Genomic DNA, 18,576 nt, shown 5'->3' on the forward strand with positions numbered 1-18,576 from the left:
CCAATGATTTGGCAGGGAGGGATTCTTGCGTTACTACCGGGTTTGCGCACGAGATTCGAACGCAAGGAAAAAAGGTGGAGAGTCGATCTGTAAGCCGGGTTCTGTCTTGAACAGTCATTCGTCTACGATGGCCATCACTGGACATCTTTAGCAACCTACCCGGTCCCAGCGCGGGCCACGCCTTGGGACCCTATTTGGTCTTGCTCCAAGTGGGGTTTACCTAGCCACGAACTGTTGCCAGTCGTGCGGTGCGCTCTTACCGCACCTTTTCACCCTTACCGGCACCGAAGTGCTTAGGCGGTTATTTTCTGTGGCACTTTCCGTAGGCTCACGCCTCCCAGGCATTACCTGGCACTTCGCCCTATGGAGCCCGGACTTTCCTCCCCCCCCTAATTTTCATAGAGGGCAGCGACTGTCCAATCGACTCTCCGCCGCGCAGGTTAACGGCACGGCGGCTTGAGGACAAGTATTAAAAGTGCAGCATTGCCATCACGTTCAGACGAAATACAGATTTGCCCCTGGAACTATTCGACCTTCTGCTTATCGAGTGCGACCTGATACAACACATTTTTGCGCACGCCGGTAATTTCCGCTGCCAGGGCGGCGGCGCGCTTGAGTGGCATTTCCTTGAGCAACAAATCGAGGACGCGCATGGCCTCGCTGCCCACCGCATCTTCATTCTCCGGCGCGGTCCAGCCTGCGACCAGCACCACGCATTCGCCACGTTGCTGATTGCTGTCGCCCTCGACAAACGCTCGCAGCTCCTCCAGCGGCAACCCCTTGAGGGTTTCGAAGGTCTTGGTCAACTCTCGGGCCAGCAAGGCCAGGCGCTCACCGCCGAACACCAGCTCCATGTCTTGCAGGCATTCAAGGATACGATGCGGAGCCTCATAGAAGATCAAGGTGCGCGGTTCTTCTTTAAGTGCCTGCAGACGCGCCCGACGCCCTACAGCCTTGGCGGGCAGGAAGCCTTCGAAGATAAAGCGGTCCGAGGGCAACCCGGCGGCCGATAATGCAGCAATCAGCGCGCAGGCTCCCGGAACAGGCACTACATTGATACCTGCGGCACGGGCCTGGCGGACCAAGTGGTAACCAGGATCGGAAATCAGGGGCGTGCCCGCGTCGGAAATCAGCGCGACGTCATCACCCGCCAAAAGACGTGTAATAAAGCGGCTACCCTCTTCACGTTCGTTGTGTTCGTGGCAGGCCGCTAATGGCGTTCTGATACCAAAATGCTGCATCAACCGTTGGGAGTGCCGCGTGTCTTCTGCCGCGATCAATTTCACCTCGCGCAACACTTTCAGCGCCCGGGCACTGATGTCGTCCAGGTTGCCAATGGGCGTCGCCACCACAAAAAGCGAGCCAGCAGTGGAATTCAAAGGACCTGGAGCAGTCAAAGCGCACACCTCGATGGTTGGCAAAAGCCACATTGTAGCGCGTAGACGCCTTGAAAATATGCCATCACGGCCGATGCCGTTTCAGCCACCATTAGCTAAACACAACATTTGCACGACCTAAATCCACGGTTTAACGCCATGAACATCGCGCCTGGGCCAGTGCTTGGGTACACTTCCACGCTAATTTGATCGGTATCAGGAACACTTACATGATCGCTTGCCTGCGGCTGCTCTCCGCCCTCTGCCTCGCTGCCTTGCTGGCTGCTTGCGCCAGTTCGCCCTCCTCCAGTCTTGGCGAACTGCCACGCACGCCCGACGCCAGTATCGAGCAACTGCTCGAACAGGCGACGAACGCCAAGACGCCAGAAAAAGCCGCGTTGCTGCGCCTGAGCGCGGCAGACCTGGCTTACCAGCAGAACAACCCCGGCCGCTCCTCGCAGATCCTTGCGCAAGTGCCCCTGGACGCCCTGAAGCCAGCCGCGCAGGTATTTGCCAGCACCCTGGCCGCAGAACTGGCCATGGGGCGCAACCAGCCCAAGGCGGCCTTGGCAGCGCTGAACCACCCCAGCCTGCAAAGCCTGAAGGAGTTGCCGACCGACCAGCAGATCCGCACCGGCACCGTACATGCACGTGCCTATGAAGCCGATGGCCAGACCCTCGCCGCCGCTCGCGAGCGGGTGTCCATGGCGCCCCTGCTGACGGGTGAGGCTGCCAACAGCAACCACGAGGCCATCTGGGTATTGATTGCCGCGTTGCCAGCCGAACAGCTGCAAGCCACTGGCAACCCGACACTCGATGGTTGGATCACCCTGGCCCAGGCGGTCAAGGGCGCCGGTACGCTGGAGCAACAACAAGCCGCCATCGACACCTGGCGCGCGCAGAACCCGGGCCACCCAGCGGCTGTGCAACTGCCAGCGCCGCTGACCAAACTCAAGGAACTGGCCAGCCAGCCCCTGAACAAGATCGCCCTGCTGCTACCGCAGGAAGGCCCGCTGGCGGCTGTGGGCAAAGCGCTGCGCGAAGGCTTCATGGCGGCTCACTACCAGGCTGAACAAGCCGGGCAGAAGCCACCGGTCATCGAGTTCTATGACAGCTCGCGCCTGGGCTCCCTCGACGACTTCTACGCCAAGGCCCAGGCCGCCGGCGTGCAACTGGTCGTCGGCCCGCTGGAAAAACCGCTGGTCAAGCAACTCAGCGCACGCCCGCAGCTGCCGATCACCACCCTCGCCCTGAACTACAGCGAGACCGATCAAGGCCCGGCGCAGTTGTTCCAGTTCGGCCTGGCCGCTGAAGACGAAGCCCGCGAAGTGTCGCGCCGTGCACGTGCCGACGGCCTGCACCGCGCCGCCGCCATGGTGCCCCGTGGCGAATGGGGCGAGCGCGTCTACAAAGCGTTCCGCCAGGATTGGGAAGCCAATGGCGGCACTGTCATGGGCGTTGAATATGTCGATCAGCCTGTTGCCCTGGCCCAGCAGATCGCCGATCTGTTCCAACTGCGCAAGAGCGAAGGCCGCGCCAAGAGCCTGCAAAGCACAGTAGGCACCGACGTAGCCGCCCAGCCTTCGCGTCGCCAGGACATCGAGTTCATCTTCCTGGCTGTCACGCCACAACTGGCCCAGCAGATCAAGCCGACCCTGAACTTCCAATACGCCGGCGATGTGCCGGTGTACGCAACCTCCCACGTGTTCAGTGCCAGCGGTGACCGTAACCAGTACCTGGACATGACCAACGTGATGTTCTGCGAAACCCCTTGGTTGCTTAACACCACCGACCCACTGCGCAACCAGGTTGCGGCGCAATGGCCGCAAGCCAATGGCAGCCTGGGCCGGCTCTACGCAATGGGCGTCGATGCCTACCGCCTGGCACCACGCCTGGGCCAGCTCAAGGCACTGCCTGACACCCGTGTCGACGGCCTCTCGGGCAACCTGGGCATCAGCGCCAACCAGCGCGTGGACCGCCAGATGCCTTGGGCGAAGTTCGTCGGCGGCGAAATACAGCGCCTGCCCGATACCCCACGCTGATGCCCCAGCGGTCCAGCGCACAAAGCGGCAAGGATGCCGAACTGCATGCGCTCGATTACCTGCAACAACAGGGTCTGCGCCTTCTGGCGCAGAACTGGTTATGTAAACGCGGCGAGCTTGATCTGGTCATGCTTGACGGCGATACAGTAGTATTCGTCGAAGTCCGCTACAGAAAACACGCACAATGGGGTGGCGCGCTCGCCAGTATCGACGAGCGCAAGCGTCAAAAGCTGATACTCGCTGCGCAGTTTTTCCTGCAAAAAGAGTATCGCTGGGCTGACCGCCCCTGCCGTTTCGATGTGGTTGCAATGGAAAGCACCCCGTCAGGCACAGCTGATCTGACCTGGCTTAAAAATGCCTTCGACAGCTGATTCGCCGGGCACCCTCACCACTCACTTTTGCTCTTTGCATTGCGGGCTGCACATTACCTGTGCCAAACAGCCGCGCTACTTAAGGTCACACAGATGGACATGCAATCCCGAATTCGCCAGCTTTTCCAGGCCAGCATCGACACCAAGCAACAGGCGATGGACGTACTTGCACCGCACATCGAGCAAGCCAGTCAGGTCATGGTCAATGCCTTGCTCAACGAAGGCAAAATGCTTTCGTGCGGCAACGGTGGTTCGGCCGGCGATGCCCAGCATTTTTCATCCGAGCTGCTCAACCGTTTTGAACGCGAGCGCCCGAGCCTGCCGGCCATTGCGTTGACCACCGACTCGTCGACGATCACTTCGATCGCCAACGACTACAGCTACAACGAAATCTTCTCCAAGCAGATCCGCGCCCTAGGCCAGCCGGGCGATGTATTGCTGGCGATTTCCACCAGCGGTAACTCGGCGAATATTATTCAAGCGATCCAGGCCGCACATGATCGCGAAATGATTGTCGTAGCCTTGACCGGTCGCGACGGCGGCGGCATGGCTTCGCTGCTGCTGCCAGAGGACGTGGAGATTCGCGTCCCGGCCAATGTCACTGCACGTATCCAAGAAGTTCATCTGCTGGCGATCCACTGCCTGTGCGATCTGATCGACAGCCAACTGTTCGGGAGTGAAGAATGACCGTTAATCGCCTCAGTCTTTTGGCCATTACGCTGTGCGTCGCCATCAGCGGCTGCAGCTCGGCTATCACCGCTACACGGGACACCCCTATTCAGGACGACCGGGGCACACGCACCTTCGGCAGCACCATTGATGATTCGCTGATCGAAACCAAGGTCAAGGTCAACGTCGCGAAGGCTGCTACCGACCTGGGCAACGGTGCCTCGCGCATCGTGGTGACCAGCTTCAACGGCGTGGTCCTGCTGGCAGGCCAAACACCCCGCGCCGATCTCAAGGCCCAGGCCAAGCAAGCCGCTGCCGGCGTGCAACGCGTCAAGAAGGTCCACAACGAACTACAAGTCATGGACCCGATCACTCTGCTGGCCATCAGCAACGATGCCTTGCTGACCACCAAGATCAAGGCCCAGATGCTGACCGACAGTGCAGTGCCAGGCTCGCGAATCAAGATCGTCACCGATAACGGCATCGTCTACATGATGGGCCTGCTGACCCAGGCAGAAGCCACCCGCGCCGCCAACCTGGTGCAAGGCGTGTCGGGCGTACAGAAGATCGTCAAGGTATTCGAATACATCGACTGATGTAGATCGATCGGCCACAAAAAAGGGCGCCGTGCATTGACTGCACGGCGCCCTTTTTAGTGCCCAGGGTTTACTGGTATTGCTGGTACGGATTGCCCTGGAACTGGTTGTTCTGCTGTGGCGCCTGCTGCTGGCCAGGCTGGCCGTATTGCTGGCCAGGGATCGGGCCGAGGTTGACTTCGACGCGACGGTTCTGCGCACGGCCATTCACGTCGGCGTTGCTGGCAATCGGGTTATCCGGACCGGCACCGCGTGCGCTCAGGTTGGCACCATTGACGCCTTGGGAGGTCAGGTAGTTGGCCACGCTCTGCGCACGGCGCTGGGACAGGTCCATATTCAGTTGGCGGCTACCGGTGCTGTCGGTGTAGCCAACGATCTGGATGGTGTTCTGGTTGAACTGCTTGAGGGAGTTGGCCAGGTTGTTCAGCGGCTGGTAGAAGCTGCTGGAGATCGCGTCCGAGTTGGTGGCGAAGGTAATGTTGCCCGGCATGATCAGCTTGATCTGGTCACCCTGGCGCTGCACCTCAACCCCGGTGTTCGCCATGCTTTCACGCAGTTTTTTCTCTTGCTGGTCGGCGTAGTAGCCATAGCCCGCCGCACCGGCACCCGCAACGACTGCGCCAATCAGCGCGCCCTTGCCACGGTTGTTATGGTCGATGGCCGCACCGGCCAATGCACCAGCCAGTGCACCGAGGCCGCCGTACTTGGCGGTTTTGCTCATGCCGCTTTCGGAACCATTGCTGGCCTGTCCCTGGCTGCCGTCATAAGGGTTAGGTGAAGCGCAGCCAGACAACAGGGCTACGGCGGTAGCGACAACAAGCAGACGACGCGGAGTGAACATGAAGGAAGCTCCTACTTTTGCATTCTGTGATGCAGAGGACATTGGCAATGGACCTGTGCCGAGTTTGGAACGCGACAAACGGCAAAAATTCCGTGGAGGGTGCGTAAAGCATAGCTGTGTTTGGCTCGGGCCTGTGTCTGTGTGTCTGTACCGCTTTGTATCAGAGCCGACAACCCATCACGCACGCACGAAAGGATTCTCCCGCATCTCATCGCCCAGCAACGTATCCGGCCCATGCCCAGTGACCACCGTCGCGCCCTCGTCCAGCGTATACAAGCGCTGCTTGATCGACCGCACGATCGTCGCCTGGTCGCCGCCCCATAAGTCCGTGCGCCCTACGCCGCGACGAAACAAGGTATCGCCGGCGATCAACAGCTTGGCGTCGGCGAACCAGAAACTCATCGAGCCCGGCGTATGCCCTGGGGTGTGCAAGGCTACGCCACAGCCGCAGGCCAGTTCTTCGTCATGCTCCAGCCAGCGATCCGGCGACGGCACCGGGACGTAGGGCACGCGAAACATCTGGCATTGCATTTCCAGGTTGTCCCATAAAAATTGATCATCTTTGTGCAGATGCAGCGTGGCGCCGGTCTTTTCTTTCAATTGGCCGGAGGCGAGGAAATGATCGAGGTGAGCATGGGTGTGGATAATGCTCACCACCTTCAGGCCCAGCGCATCAAGGCGCGCCAGGATCAACTCGTGATTGCCACCGGGGTCGACTACGATGGCTTTTTTAGTGATCGGGTCGCCAATGATGGTGCAGTTGCACTGCAACGGGCCGACGGGAAAGGTTTCGCGAATCAACAGTTGTTTTTCAATAGTCATGGGTGTCCTGCAAGCTCTCTGGCGCGTTCCAAGTGCAGTATGGTGTAGCTTGGCCCTGCTCTGGAAGGAGTCGATTACGCGACCCATCCGCTGCTAAGCTACGCAAGCGCCATTGAAATCCCCTGCTGCAGTCAGTCGCATTTGGAGCAACACCCATGGCGAATCAACAGATCATCTGCGAACACTGCGACTGCGTGTACGAGAAAGTCACGCTCGCCAAACATCAAAAAGCCCTGTGCGTACGTTGCTCGGGCGTGCTGCAGCGCTACAACGGCCTGTCGGTGCAGCAACGTCTGGCCCTGACGGTGACTGCCGCAGTGCTGTGGACCTTTGCCAACTTTTACCCGGTGATGAGCATCAGCCTGCAAGGCTTGAAAAACAGCGCGACCCTTTGGGATTCGGTGGTTGCGCTGAGCCTGGGGCCGATCACATTCATTGCATTGGTCGCGGCAATTTCCATCATTATCGCGCCGGTATTTCAACTGCTATTGCTGATCTGGGTGCTGAGTTTCGCCTTGGCCGGCAGGCGCTCGCCGGCGTTCAAGCTGTGCATGCGCTGGCTCGAAGCACTCCGGCCCTGGAGCATGCTGGAGGTGTGCCTGCTGGGCGCGATGGTCGCGGTGTTCAAGCTGGCCGGCATGCTGGACGTGATCCCAGGCACCGGCCTGTTTGCCTTGGCCGCCCTGAGCCTGTTGCTGATCCGCATTGCCGGGCGCGATGTACGCGACCTGTGGGACACCCTATGAATTCAACGCCCACCGCCCGCGAGCTGAACCTGTGCCTGTGCCACACCTGCGGCCAGCCCTGCGACATGCGCCTTGAGCCCACCGAGTGCGATCGCTGTGGCGCCGCGCTGCATCGGCGCAAGGTGCAGTCCCTGACCCGTACCTGGGCCTACATGCTCACCGCCCTCGCCTTTTATGTCCCGGCCAACTTACTGCCGGTGATGAACACCACCATGCTCGGCTCGGGCGCAGACAGCACCATCATGAGCGGCGTGCTGGAGTTCTGGCAGCATGGCGCCTGGGACATTGCGCTGATCATTTTCATCGCCAGCATTGCCGTGCCGGGCATCAAGTTCCTGTCGCTGGGGCTGCTGCTGGTCACCGTGCAGCGCAATAGCCAGTGGGCGCGCAAGGAGCGTTCAAAGCTGTTTCGGTTTATCGAACTGATCGGCTACTGGTCGATGCTTGACGTCATCGTGGTCGCCCTGGTGGCCGCGCTGGTGAAGTTTCAAGCCCTGGGCACGATCGAACCGCGCCTGGGCATTCTGTTTTTTGGCCTGGTGGTCGTGTTTACGATGCTGGCGGCCATGAGTTTTGATCCCCGGCTAATCTGGGAAAATCCACATAACGAGGAGACCTCGGATGAGCTCATCCAAGGCTGACACCCCTGCGGGGCAACCCGTGATCAAGACGCGTCGTTTCAGCGTTTCGCTGGTCTGGATCGTGCCGATTGTCGCTGTGCTGGTGGGGATCTCGCTGGTGATTCACAGCGTCATGCAACAAGGGCCGACCATCGTCCTCAACTTCAAGACCGGCAGCGGGCTGGTTGCCAACAAAACCGAGGTCAAATACCGCAACGTGGTGATCGGCCAGGTAACCGCCGTGGCCCTGAGCGATGACCAGAAAAGCGTCAATGCCACCGTCGAGCTGGTCAAACAGGCCGAAAGTTTCACCCGCGAAGATTCAAAATTCTGGGTGGTGCGCCCGCGCATCGGCGCAGGCGGTGTGTCGGGCATCGATACGTTGTTGTCCGGCGACTACATCGGCGCAGACATCGGCCAGTCCGAGACTCGCGCCAAACACTTCACCGGCTTGGAAAACCCGCCGCCCATCACTTACGGCGAACCGGGCAAGCGCTTCACGCTGCACACCCAGGCCCTGGGCTCGCTGGACATCGGCTCCCCCGTCTATTACCGCAAGATTCCGGTGGGCCAGGTAGTGGCCTATGAGCTGGACAACGAGGGCAAGGGCGTGAATGTCGAAATCTTCGTGCACGCGCCCAATGATGTGTACATCACTGAGAACACGCGTTTCTGGAATGCCAGCGGCGTCGACTTGAGCGTCGGTGCCAATGGCTTCGCGCTGAAAACCGAATCCTTGTCCTCCATGCTGATGGGCGGGATCGCCTTCCAGGCGCCGCCCTACAACCCCAATGACAAACCGGCCGAAGAAAGTCGCAGCTTTGAATTGTTCGAAGACCAGCAAAGCGCCCTCGCCCCGCCCAACGGCAGGGGGCAATACATGGTCCTGCGCTTCGATCAGGCCCTGCGCGGGCTGAAAGTCGACGCACCGGTGGAGTTTCTCGGCGTCGAGTTCGGCAGGGTTGTGTCGATCAACCTGGATTTCGATGCGAAAAAGCGCACCTTTCCGGTCAATGTCGGCATCGTGATCTACCCGCAACTGCTCGGCGAGGCCCACACCAAGTTGCTCAAGGCCATGAACAACAACCCTGACGATGAGGCAGCCGGCGTGCGCCTGATCGGCACCTTCATCGAAAACGGCCTGCGCGCCCAGGCTCGCAGCGGTAACTTGCTGACCGGCCAGCTCTACATCGCCCTGGACTTCTACCCCAAGGCCGAGAAAGTCGCGTTCGACCCGAACCAGCGTCCGGTGGGCATCCCCACCATCCCGGGCAACCTGGAACAGCTGCAAGAGAAGTTCGAAGGCATCGTCAACAAGATCAGCCAACTGCCTGTCGAGCGTATTGCCGGCAACCTCGACGCCAGCCTGGTCGAACTGCGCAAAGGCCTGGCGCAATTCAACGCCAAGACGCTGCCGGGTGTGCAGACGACCTTGGCCGACGTGAGCAAGACCCTGCAATCGGCCAGTTCAACCCTGGCAGAAGACTCGCCGCAGCGTGAACAACTGACCCAGACCCTCGACGAGTTGGGACGCATGTCGCGCTCCCTGCGCGAGCTTTCGGATTACCTGGGCCGGCATCCGGAGTCGCTGATTCGCGGCCGCCCCGATAACGCCGCACCGACGGACCTGCAAGGGCCACCCCGCAAATGACCATTGGAGCCGCCATGACATTGCCGTTGAAGATCACGTTACTGAGCGCCCTGCTGCTGCTCGGTGCCTGCCGCAGTGAACCCATCGCTTTTCATACCCTGACCCCGGCGCACTTGAGCCCGAGTACGCGTGCAGAGGCCGGCGGTGTACGCATTGAGAGCATCAGCGTGCCGCCTCAGGTCGACCGTGCGCAGATCGTGATTCGCCAGGGCGACAGCGGCCTGGCGATTCTTGAAACCCAATGGTGGGCCGCCACCCTCGCCGATGAACTGAGGAGCGCCTTGGTGGATCAATTGGCCAACAGCAATGCCCGGCAAGCCGTAGCTTTACGCGTAGACGTGCAGCGGTTTGACTCGGTACCGGGGCAGTACGCATTGCTCGATGTGCGCTGGCGCCTGAGGCAAGTCAATGGCGATCGCCCGGCCTTGACCTGCCGCACCACCTTGCAATCACCTGCCGGGCCGAGCATCGACGAGTTGGTGGTGGCGCATCAGAACAACCTCAAGCGTTTCGCCGCGCTGATCAATCAGACCGTCGACACCTCACTCAAAGGCTGCCCGGCCACGCCATAAACCCAGGGCTCAGGCCAGCAAGCCCATAGCCTTGGCCCGCGCCACCGCCTGGGTACGACGCTCCACGCCGAGCTTGCTGTTGATATGGCTGGCGTGGGTCTTCACCGTGTGCAGGGAGATGAACAGCTGGTTGCTGATTTCCTGGTTTGAACAGCCTTGGGCAATCAGTTGCAGCACCGCCAGCTCTCGGGTGCTGAGGGTTTCCTGTTGAGGTGTGGCTTCAACTGCGCTGGCTTGGGGCAGCAACGCCAGCAAGCTCTGGTTGAGCAGCCCAGGGGAGTCCTTGCCCAACTGATCGCGTATCCACTGCGGGTAACCCTCCAACAACCGTTGAAACGGCTGCAACGCACCACCCGAACCGGCTTCCAGGGCACGGGCGAATACCGGCCGGGCCTTGGCTTCCTGGCCATTGTCCAGAAGTAACTGCACCTGCTGGACCAGCGCCATCAGGGCAATCATCTGGCGCCCACTGTCATGGGCCTGTTGGGCCAACGCTTCCAGGCGTTGCAGCGCGCTGTCGGGCTGATGGCGGGTGGCATCGAGTGCGGCTTGTTGCAGCTCGATATGTTGCGGCAGGTGCGGATGAAACTCGGGGGCGGCCGCGGCGTGTTCGCCGTTGTAGGTCTGCCCCAGGCGGGCCAGCCAGGCGTCGGCCAGGTCAGTGCGCCCCTGGGCCAGCCACAACTCGCATTTGATCAGGGTGATCATCGCCAGGTAATAGATCGGCGGCACATCCCAGATGTGCATCAAGCGCTCGGCCTCCGCCAGCTCGGCAAAAGCATGGGCAAACTCCCCACGCCGCCCTTCGAAGCTGGCGATGACGCAGTGCCCGATCAGCACGCTGATATCGCGGCAGGCACGGGCCTCGGCCAGGCCGGCGCGCAAACGCGCCAGGCCGGCCTCGGGCTGGTAACGCACCAGCAGCAGGTAACCTTCGTACAGCGACAGCCGTGCGCGCACGGCATACAGGCGCTGGGGCGCCAGCCCATGCAGGCGCTCAAGGCCCTGGCGGACTTCATCCAGGGAACGCAGGATCTCCCCCCGCGCCTGCAGCACCCGCGCCCGGTCGTAATGGGCCAAGGCCTCAAACAAAGGGTTACCGACGCGCTGCGCCAGTTCCAACGATTCGCGGTTCAGGCCTCGGGCGCGCCACAGGTCGGCATCGACGATAGCCAGGTTGGACAGGGTCGAGAGGCACATCAGGCGCTGGCCGTAACGCTTTTGCGGCAGGCTTTCCAACGCTTCGTTGCAATAGCGCTGGGTCAGCTCACGGTCCCCGCGCCCACGGGCGATGATCCCGCTCAACGCCAACCACTGAGCCAGCATGGATTTTTGCGCGGTGGCCGATGGCGCCGGCAGGAAACGGCTGAGGTAGCTGGACAGCTCCTGCGCTGCATCCAATTGGCATGCGAGCCCCAGCGCCCAGCTGTACAGCACGATCAAACGCGGCGTGCTGATCAGCAGGCTGTCGGGCAAATCCATCTTCCAACGCAATAGCATGCCCACATTCTGCTCTGCCAGCAGTTGCTCTTCGGACAGGTTCTGCACCAGGTTCGCCGCCACATCCAGATGCCCGGCCCGCAGCGCCTGCTCCACCGCCTCGTCGATCAAGCCCTGGGCGTTAAACCAGCGACAGGCGCGCAAGTGCAAACTGGCCGGCGGCAAGGTGGCGCTTTTCTCGCGGCGGGTGCGCAGCAGGTCGGAGAACAAGTGGTGGTAGCGGTACCAATGGCCTTGCTCATCCAAAGGCACCAGGAACACTTGATGAGCCTGCAGATAACGCAGGATTTCTGCGCTGTCATGGGCCTCGCGGACGGCGTCGCATAGTTCGCTGCAAAAGCGCTCCTGAGGTGCGGTGTCGTACAGGAACGCTTGCACTTCTGCGGGAAGGCAGTCGATGACCTCTTCGAGCAGGTAATCGCGAATCAGCCCCTCGCCACCGTGCAGGCTTTGCGGCAAGGCGCTCTCACTGCCGGCTTCGGAGGCCGCCAACAGCCAGAAACGCAGGCCGGCGACCCAGCCCTCGCTACGGCGGATCAGGTTTTCCAACGCCTCGCCGCGCAATGCATTGCCGTGTCCATCCAGCACCGCCAGGGACTCGTCATGGGTCAGGCGCAGGTCTTGCTCATGCAGTTCCAACAGGTGCCGCGACAGGCGCAGGCGTGCCAGGTGCCAGTCCGGACGCTGCCGGCTGGTAACCAGCACCACCAGGCCATCAGGCAAATGATTGAGAAAAAACTGCAGGCAGCGATCCAGCACCGGACCCTGGGCCAGGTGATAGTCATCCAGCACCAGCAATAACGGCGAGCGTGCAGACAGGTGCACTGCCAGCTCGTCGAGCAGACCATCGAGCCATTCTTCGAAGGCAAAGGGTTGGTGACGCTGGCGCATTTTCAGCAACCCCAGGGATTGGGCGCCGAGTTGCGGGAAATACTGTTGCAAGCCGTCGAGCAGCCGTTCCAGGAAACGGCCGGGGTCGCTGTCCCGAGGGCTCAGGCCCAACCACAGGCTTTGCCACTGGGCAGGCAAGCCCTGGCAGAACTCCACCGCCAACGAACTCTTGCCAAACCCCGCGGGCGCGCTGACCAGCAACAGTCGCCCATCAAGGCCCGCATTCAGCCGTTCGCACAGGCGCGGGCGCAGCACGTAGCCGTCAGGCAGCGGGGGCCGGTAGAAGCGGCCTTCCAGGGTCGGCATCACCACACTGGCAGGCCCATGGGTTCGGGACAGATCAGTCATCGCCGGGCTCTTGTAGAAGGCTGTTGTCGGCATTGCAGATGTCCGCAGACTAGCGGTAAAAGCGGCGGGATTGTAGATCTTTGCAACAAATGGCTGAAAAAGAACTGCGACAAGAAATATCCCTGCGGACCTTACAAACAAAAGTGGGAGGGGGCTTGCTCCCGATAGCGGCGGGTCAGTCATGCATTTATCGACTGTCGCGCCGCTATCGGGAGCAAGCCCCCTCCCACGGGGTGCATCAGCAGAGGTTAGCGAACACCGTCCTGACGCAGGGCCGCTGGGGTGAAGTCGCTGGTGCTGGCGGTGAAGCCGAAGTCATAGGCCTGCTTCTCTTCGTTCTTCATGCCCAGGGCCAGGTAGCGGCCGGACTGCAGGTCATAGAGGGTTTCCAGGGCGTACCACGGCACTTGCTTGTCGTAGTAGTTCTCGGCATGGGCTTCGGCAACACGCCACAGTTGGCCGCGACCGTCGTAGTGGTCGATCACCGCTGCTTGCCAGGTGTCTTCGTCGATGTAGAAGTCACGCTTGGCGTAGATGTGGCGCTGGCCTTCCTTCAAGGTGGCAACCACGTGCCAGACCCGGCGCAGCTCGTAGCGAGCCAGGTCCTGGTTGATGTGGCCAGCCTTGATGATGTCGGCGTACTTGAGCTTGGGATCGTCGACCTTGTAGCTGTTGGAGGCGATGTACATCTCTTTCTTGCCTTCCAGCTTCCAGTCGTAGCGGTCCGGCGCACCGTTGTACATGTCGAGGTTGTCGGAGGTGCGCAGGCCATCGGCGGCAGTACCCGGCCCGTCGTAGGACACTTGCGGCGCGCGACGCACACGGCGCTGCCCGGCATTGTAGACCCAGGCCGAACGCGGCTCTTTGACCTGGTCGAGGGTTTCGTGCACCAGCAGTACACCACCGGCCAGGCGCGCTGGCGCAGTCACTTGCTGCTTGAAGTAGAACAGCACGTTGCCTGGGTTTTTCGGATCGAAGTCCTTCATCTTGTCGCGGAACACGAACTGGTCGCGGAAGTACACCAGGCTGTAGGAACCGTTGGTTTGCGGGGTGGCCTGGGTGACCAGGCGGGTCACGCTGCCGCCGCGATAACGGGTGATGTGGTTCCAGATAACCTCGACGCCGCTCTTGGGAATCGGGAACGGAATCGCGGTTTCGAAGTTTTCCAGGCCGTTGCCGCCGGACACCAGGTTGGTGGTGGTGGCGTTTTTCTTGATCGAGGCAAACACCTCGGGCGGCACGGTGGCGCCGCGATGGGTCGGGTACACCGGCATCTTGAAGCTGTCCGGGTAACGCTTGAACATCGCGTATTGCCCGGGGGCCAGCTTGTCTTTGTACTGCTCGACGTTCTGCGCGGTGATGGTGAACTGCGGTTGCTCGCTGGCATACGGGTTGGCGAGGAAACCACGGGCGTCCACCGCGCCGGCATTGGTCGGCAATGGCGACCATTTCGGAATGGTGCCGGCCGCGTTACCGGCCATCTCGGCGCCCATCGGGGTCAGGGTCGTGCCGAGCTTGGCGGCTTCATCTGCCGAGACTGCCGCCATGACGTTACTCGCCAGGATCGACAGCCCAAGCACACCCACGTGCAACAGACTTTTTGTTATTTTCATGCTCTGGTCTTCCTGAATACATGCCACTTGAAAAGAGTGTGCTTAGAAGTTGGCGCCGAAGCTCAAGGCGACAAAGTCGCGGTCATCCACGGTGCTGAACTTGCCACCAAAGAAGTTGGTGTACGCCAGGCTCGCGGTGTAGGTGTTCTGGTATTCGGCATCCAGGCCCAGGCTGACCGCCTTGCGACCTTCTTCAAAGTTGCCGCCAGGGCCTGGCGAGTAACCCTTGACGTCATGGGACCAGGCCACGTTGGGCTTGAGGTTCACGCCTGCGAACACGTCCGGGTATTCCCAGATGGCACGGGCGCGGTAGCCCCATGACGTTGCGGTGGTGTAGCCATCGTTATTGCAATTGGTGTTCAGGCCAGCAGCGTTGGGCAAGCCGGCGCCGTTGGCGGTGGAGTTGTTGAGGGCGTTGCAGAACCCACCTGGCAGCGTGCCTGGGCCGAATACCGGGTCGCGGCCGTAACGAGCCTGGGATTTGCTTTCCAGGCCTCCCACGTGGGTCACGCCGATTTCACCGACGGTGGTGAGGCGGCTGGCGCCCATGACCTGGTCGAAGAAGTGCGTGAAAGTGGTCTGGAACTGGGTGACTTCCTTGCGGTTGTAGCCGTGCAGGTCCTGGCCCGGCGTGCCCTTGAGCACGGACGCATTGCCAAAGCCGGGGATCGGCGTGACGCCCGCGAACAGAATGTCAGTGGTGCTCAACTGCACCGGCGCATTCGGACGGTAGCTCAACTCACCGCTCCAGGCGGTGCCGGTAGGCAAGGTGGTGGAGAAGCTCAGGCCATAGAGGCGAATATCTTCCGGGTACTCGACGAAGTAGTTCGAGCTACCCGCCACGATCAACGGCCGCAAGGCCCCCAGTGGCCCCAGCGGACGCGTGTAGGCCGCCGATGGCGCGCCCTGCGCACTGAAGATCGGCGCGCGGCTGTGGTAGTTCATGAAGTAGGCGCCGAATTCGGTATCCAGCGGTTCGAAGTTGTAGCGCATAGCCACGCCGAACTGGCCGCTGTCGCGTGCATCACGGTCCGGCCCACGGCGCACCAGTACCCCTTCGCTGTTCACGTCCACACCCAAGGCACCCAGAGTCGGCAGGGCGGCAGCAGGAATGGTGGAACGCTTGTTCAGTACCCGCAGGTTGTTGCTGCAACCATCGGAGATCACGTCCGGCTGCGAGAAGAACGTGCCGCAGTTATCGGTCACGGTCTGGTCCCACTCCAGTTGGTAAAACGCCTCGGCCGACAGGTTGTCGGTGAGCGACTGGGACACGTAGAACATGTTCACCGGGATCAAGCCTTCCTTGATCTCGGCCCCCGGACGACGAAACGCCGACACGTCGATCGGGTTGATGGAGTTGATGCCGCCGCCGATGAAGGTACTTTCGCCCCAGCTCACAACCTGCTTACCAAAACGCACGGAACCCGGCGCATCGGCAATCGAGTAGTTGTGGTAGACGAATGCATCGAGAATCTGCCCGCCCGAAGACTTGGCGCCTTCCTTGCGGTTGTTGTCGCTGATGTCCTTGAACGGACGGCTTTCGTCCTTGAGTTCGAAGTCGTACCAGTACTTGCCCCGCACAAACACACCGGTGTCGCCGTACTTCAGTTCCAGGTCGTGGATGCCCTTGAAGATCTTCGAGAACGTTTCGCCGCGCTTGAAGTTCAGGTGGCCGTCATCGGAGGTCTGAGACAGGCCCTTGCCGCCGTTGTTGGCACCGATCAGGTCACGATTGGGCTTGGCCGTGGACCAGCTCGCCCCCACGGAAAGCGACGAGTCAAAGCTCCCTTCGATTTCACCAATGTTGAAACTGACGCCGAATGCCGGCCCGGCGAGCGTAGAAGCGAGGCTGACGGCCAGGGGCAGTCTTGCCCGGCGCCAGAACTGGTTTACTGAGGTCATCGACGCTACTCCATGTGCATATTTTATTGTTATGGCAGTGAGCCCTTTCTTCAGATGTAACGGCCGGGATACAACGATTCCAATGCCGCATCGCCACCGAGCCTCCATGGCTCGAAGCGCAACATCCGCGAAAAACTCTGAAAGGGACTATAGCCAGAGGGGGGGTAGTGCTTGATCCCTCTAAAGTGTGATTTGCATCACCAACCTGTCTGCCACAACCCTTTCGCCACGCCGACGAAGGTCGACGCGGGAAGGATGGCTGAAATTCGGCAAATCACAAGTAAAGGCTTGATATAGAGCATTACCGCGCCCGAACGGGCGCGGAGAGAGGGTTTAAAGCGTGGACAGGAACGTGCTGTTGTTGGCCTGCCATTCGATGATGTCGACACGGATACGTTTCTTGTCGAGCTTGCCGACACTGGTCTTGGGAATTTCAGTAACAACGGCGATCTGGCTCGGAATCGCCCACTTGCTCAGATGGCCCAGCTCGACAAAAGGCTTGAGGTGTTCCTTGAGCTCTCGCGCATCGATCACATGCCCTTCACGCACCACCAACAAGGCGAAGGGGCGCTCGCCCCACTGCGGATCGGCAATGCCTACCACCGCCACTTCCCGCACGGCGGGGTGACGGCTGACCAGGTCTTCGAGGGCCAGGGAGGAGATCCATTCGCCGCCGGTCTTGATCACATCCTTGATGCGGTCACGGATATCAATCACGCCGAAGGCATCCAGCGTAGCCACATCACCGGTGTGCAACCAGCCACCGGACCATAGCTCGGCGCCCTTGTGCGGCTCGTTGTAGTAACCCTCGGTCAGCCACGGCGCGCGCAGCACCAGTTCGCCCTGGGTTTCGCCATCGGCGGGCAGGAAACGACCGTCGGTGTCCATGATTGCCGCCTCGACCAACGGGCCCGGCACACCGGCCTTGATGCGGTAGGTGGTGCGCTCATCTTCGCTGCCAGCCATCAACTCATCATTGAGGTGAGCGCAGGATACCAGCGGCCCGGTCTCGGACATGCCGTACGCGGCGGTCAGTTGAATGCCACGAGCCTTGGCAGCCTCATACAGCGAACGGTTCAGGGCGCTGCCGCCGATGACGATTTTCCAACCGCCGAAATCCACGTTCTGCGCAGCCTTGGCGTTGAGCACCATTTGCAGGATGGTTGGCACACAGTGGGAGAACGTTACTTTCTCCTTGCGCCACAGTTCCACCAGGTATTCCGGCTCGTAGCGGCCGGGGTACACCTGTTTGAGCCCGAGCATGGTCGCCACATACGGCAAGCCCCAGGCGTGTACGTGGAACATCGGGGTGATCGGCATGTATACATCGTTGGTGCCCAGCAGCCGCACGCTGTCGACGCTGCCCATGATGGTCGCCACGCCGATGGTGTGCAGCACCAGTTGCCGATGGGTGAAATACACACCCTTGGGGTTGCCGGTGGTGCCGGTGGTGTAGAAGGTGGTGGCGACCGAGTTTTCGTCGAAGTCCTCGAAGTCATAGGTGGGGCTGGCGGCGGCCAGCAGGGTTTCATACTCACCCACCAGGTTGGGTAGCTCGGCGGTGTGGGTGTCACCATCGGTAATCAACAAGGTCTTGTCGACGGTGGTGAGCTGCCCGGCAATCGCCTGGTAGAGCCCCACGAACTCACTGTTGACCAGCACAAAGCGGTCTTCGGCGTGGTTCATGGTGTACAGAATCTGTTCTGGCGACAGGCGCACGTTGATGGTGTGAATCACCGCGCCGATCATCGGGATGGCGAACATACACTCCAGGTAACGGTGGCTGTCCCAGTCCATCACCGCCACCGTGTCACCGGCCTTGACCCCGGCTTCGGTCAGCACATTGGCCAGGCGAGCGACGCGCTCGATCAGCGTCGGGTAGCTGTAGCGCAGCTTGTCGCGATAGATAATTTCCCGGGTTTTCTCGTAGCGAGTCCCGGACATCAACAGGCGCTTGATCAACAGCGGGTATTGGTACGCACCTTCGGCGGGCGGGATAACACGGGTCTGCAACAT

The 18,576-nt window shown here is 60.9% G+C and carries 15 protein-coding genes and 1 other RNA gene; 8 read left to right on the plus strand and 8 right to left on the minus strand.

Features of this window, described 5'->3' with window-relative positions; all coding sequences use genetic code 11:
- Nucleotides 1–74 precede the first annotated feature (74 nt).
- Nucleotides 75–428, minus strand: an RNA gene (gene rnpB, locus JJD66_RS03505) — RNase P RNA component class A.
- 96 nt (nt 429–524) lie between these two features.
- The gene (gene rsmI / locus JJD66_RS03510; protein ID WP_200647589.1) at nt 525–1,430 is read right to left on the minus strand and encodes a 16S rRNA (cytidine(1402)-2'-O)-methyltransferase; all 906 of its coding nucleotides are present in this window, start codon (nt 1,428–1,430) and stop codon (nt 525–527) included.
- 176 nt (nt 1,431–1,606) lie between these two features.
- Here rsmI and JJD66_RS03515 point away from each other — a divergent pair, with 176 nt between their 5' ends.
- The 4 genes from JJD66_RS03515 to JJD66_RS03530 all read left to right on the plus strand — a co-directional run bounded on the left by JJD66_RS03515 (nt 1,607) and on the right by JJD66_RS03530 (nt 5,054).
- Nucleotides 1,607–3,418, plus strand: coding sequence for a penicillin-binding protein activator (locus JJD66_RS03515; protein ID WP_054919296.1), 1,812 nt, complete (start codon nt 1,607–1,609; stop codon nt 3,416–3,418).
- Nucleotides 3,418–3,789, plus strand: a complete 372-nt coding sequence (locus JJD66_RS03520; protein ID WP_200647590.1) for a YraN family protein — start codon at nt 3,418–3,420, stop codon at nt 3,787–3,789. Before JJD66_RS03515 ends, JJD66_RS03520 begins: the two co-directional genes overlap by 1 nt.
- Before the next feature lie 93 nt (nt 3,790–3,882).
- Nucleotides 3,883–4,476 (plus strand): phosphoheptose isomerase, encoded by a 594-nt coding sequence (locus tag JJD66_RS03525; protein ID WP_007904374.1) that lies wholly within the window; start codon nt 3,883–3,885, stop codon nt 4,474–4,476.
- A complete protein-coding gene (locus JJD66_RS03530) occupies nt 4,473–5,054 on the plus strand; it encodes a BON domain-containing protein (protein WP_200647591.1) in 582 nt (193 codons plus the stop codon). The genes JJD66_RS03525 and JJD66_RS03530 overlap by 4 nt, the downstream gene beginning before the upstream one ends.
- Before the next feature lie 70 nt (nt 5,055–5,124).
- On the opposite strand, the gene JJD66_RS03535 is transcribed toward JJD66_RS03530, so the two are convergent.
- Nucleotides 5,125–5,895, minus strand: coding sequence for an OmpA family lipoprotein (locus JJD66_RS03535; protein ID WP_019816951.1), 771 nt, complete (start codon nt 5,893–5,895; stop codon nt 5,125–5,127).
- Nucleotides 5,896–6,072: 177 nt separating this feature from the next.
- On the minus strand, nt 6,073–6,717 hold the full coding sequence (locus JJD66_RS03540; protein ID WP_054919299.1) for an MBL fold metallo-hydrolase: 645 nt from the start codon (nt 6,715–6,717) through the stop codon (nt 6,073–6,075).
- Between the two features lie 155 nt (nt 6,718–6,872).
- On the opposite strand from JJD66_RS03540, the gene JJD66_RS03545 reads away from it, so the two are divergent.
- From JJD66_RS03545 to JJD66_RS03560, 4 genes are read left to right on the plus strand one after another with little or no spacing between them, the layout of a single operon-like run.
- Complete coding sequence (locus JJD66_RS03545) at nt 6,873–7,463, plus strand: paraquat-inducible protein A (protein WP_186607364.1); 591 nt, start codon at nt 6,873–6,875, stop codon at nt 7,461–7,463.
- On the plus strand, nt 7,460–8,104 hold the full coding sequence (locus JJD66_RS03550) for a paraquat-inducible protein A (protein WP_200647592.1): 645 nt from the start codon (nt 7,460–7,462) through the stop codon (nt 8,102–8,104). Before JJD66_RS03545 ends, JJD66_RS03550 begins: the two co-directional genes overlap by 4 nt.
- Complete coding sequence (locus JJD66_RS03555; protein ID WP_073524099.1) at nt 8,085–9,734, plus strand: PqiB family protein; 1,650 nt, start codon at nt 8,085–8,087, stop codon at nt 9,732–9,734. The genes JJD66_RS03550 and JJD66_RS03555 overlap by 20 nt, the downstream gene beginning before the upstream one ends.
- Before the next feature lie 14 nt (nt 9,735–9,748).
- Nucleotides 9,749–10,306 carry a PqiC family protein gene (locus JJD66_RS03560; protein WP_186607363.1) on the plus strand — a complete coding sequence of 186 codons (558 nt, stop codon included), beginning with the start codon at nt 9,749–9,751 and terminating at the stop codon, nt 10,304–10,306.
- 9 nt (nt 10,307–10,315) lie between these two features.
- Here the strand turns inward: JJD66_RS03560 and JJD66_RS03565 are convergent, their stop codons facing one another.
- From JJD66_RS03565 to JJD66_RS03580, 4 genes are all read right to left on the minus strand, one after another.
- Nucleotides 10,316–13,045, minus strand: a complete 2,730-nt coding sequence (locus JJD66_RS03565) for a LuxR C-terminal-related transcriptional regulator (protein ID WP_200647593.1) — start codon at nt 13,043–13,045, stop codon at nt 10,316–10,318.
- 248 nt (nt 13,046–13,293) lie between these two features.
- Nucleotides 13,294–14,658, minus strand: a complete 1,365-nt coding sequence (locus tag JJD66_RS03570) for a DUF1329 domain-containing protein (protein ID WP_200647594.1) — start codon at nt 14,656–14,658, stop codon at nt 13,294–13,296.
- A gap of 42 nt (nt 14,659–14,700) precedes the next feature.
- Nucleotides 14,701–16,560 (minus strand): DUF1302 domain-containing protein, encoded by a 1,860-nt coding sequence (locus JJD66_RS03575; protein WP_003188640.1) that lies wholly within the window; start codon nt 16,558–16,560, stop codon nt 14,701–14,703.
- 333 nt (nt 16,561–16,893) lie between these two features.
- Nucleotides 16,894–18,576 carry a fatty acid--CoA ligase gene (locus JJD66_RS03580; RefSeq protein ID WP_200647595.1) on the minus strand — a complete coding sequence of 561 codons (1,683 nt, stop codon included), beginning with the start codon at nt 18,574–18,576 and terminating at the stop codon, nt 16,894–16,896.

Source organism: Pseudomonas sp. MF6751, from assembly GCF_016613265.1.
GTDB classification, from domain to species: Bacteria; Pseudomonadota; Gammaproteobacteria; order Pseudomonadales; family Pseudomonadaceae; genus Aquipseudomonas; species Aquipseudomonas fluorescens_BV.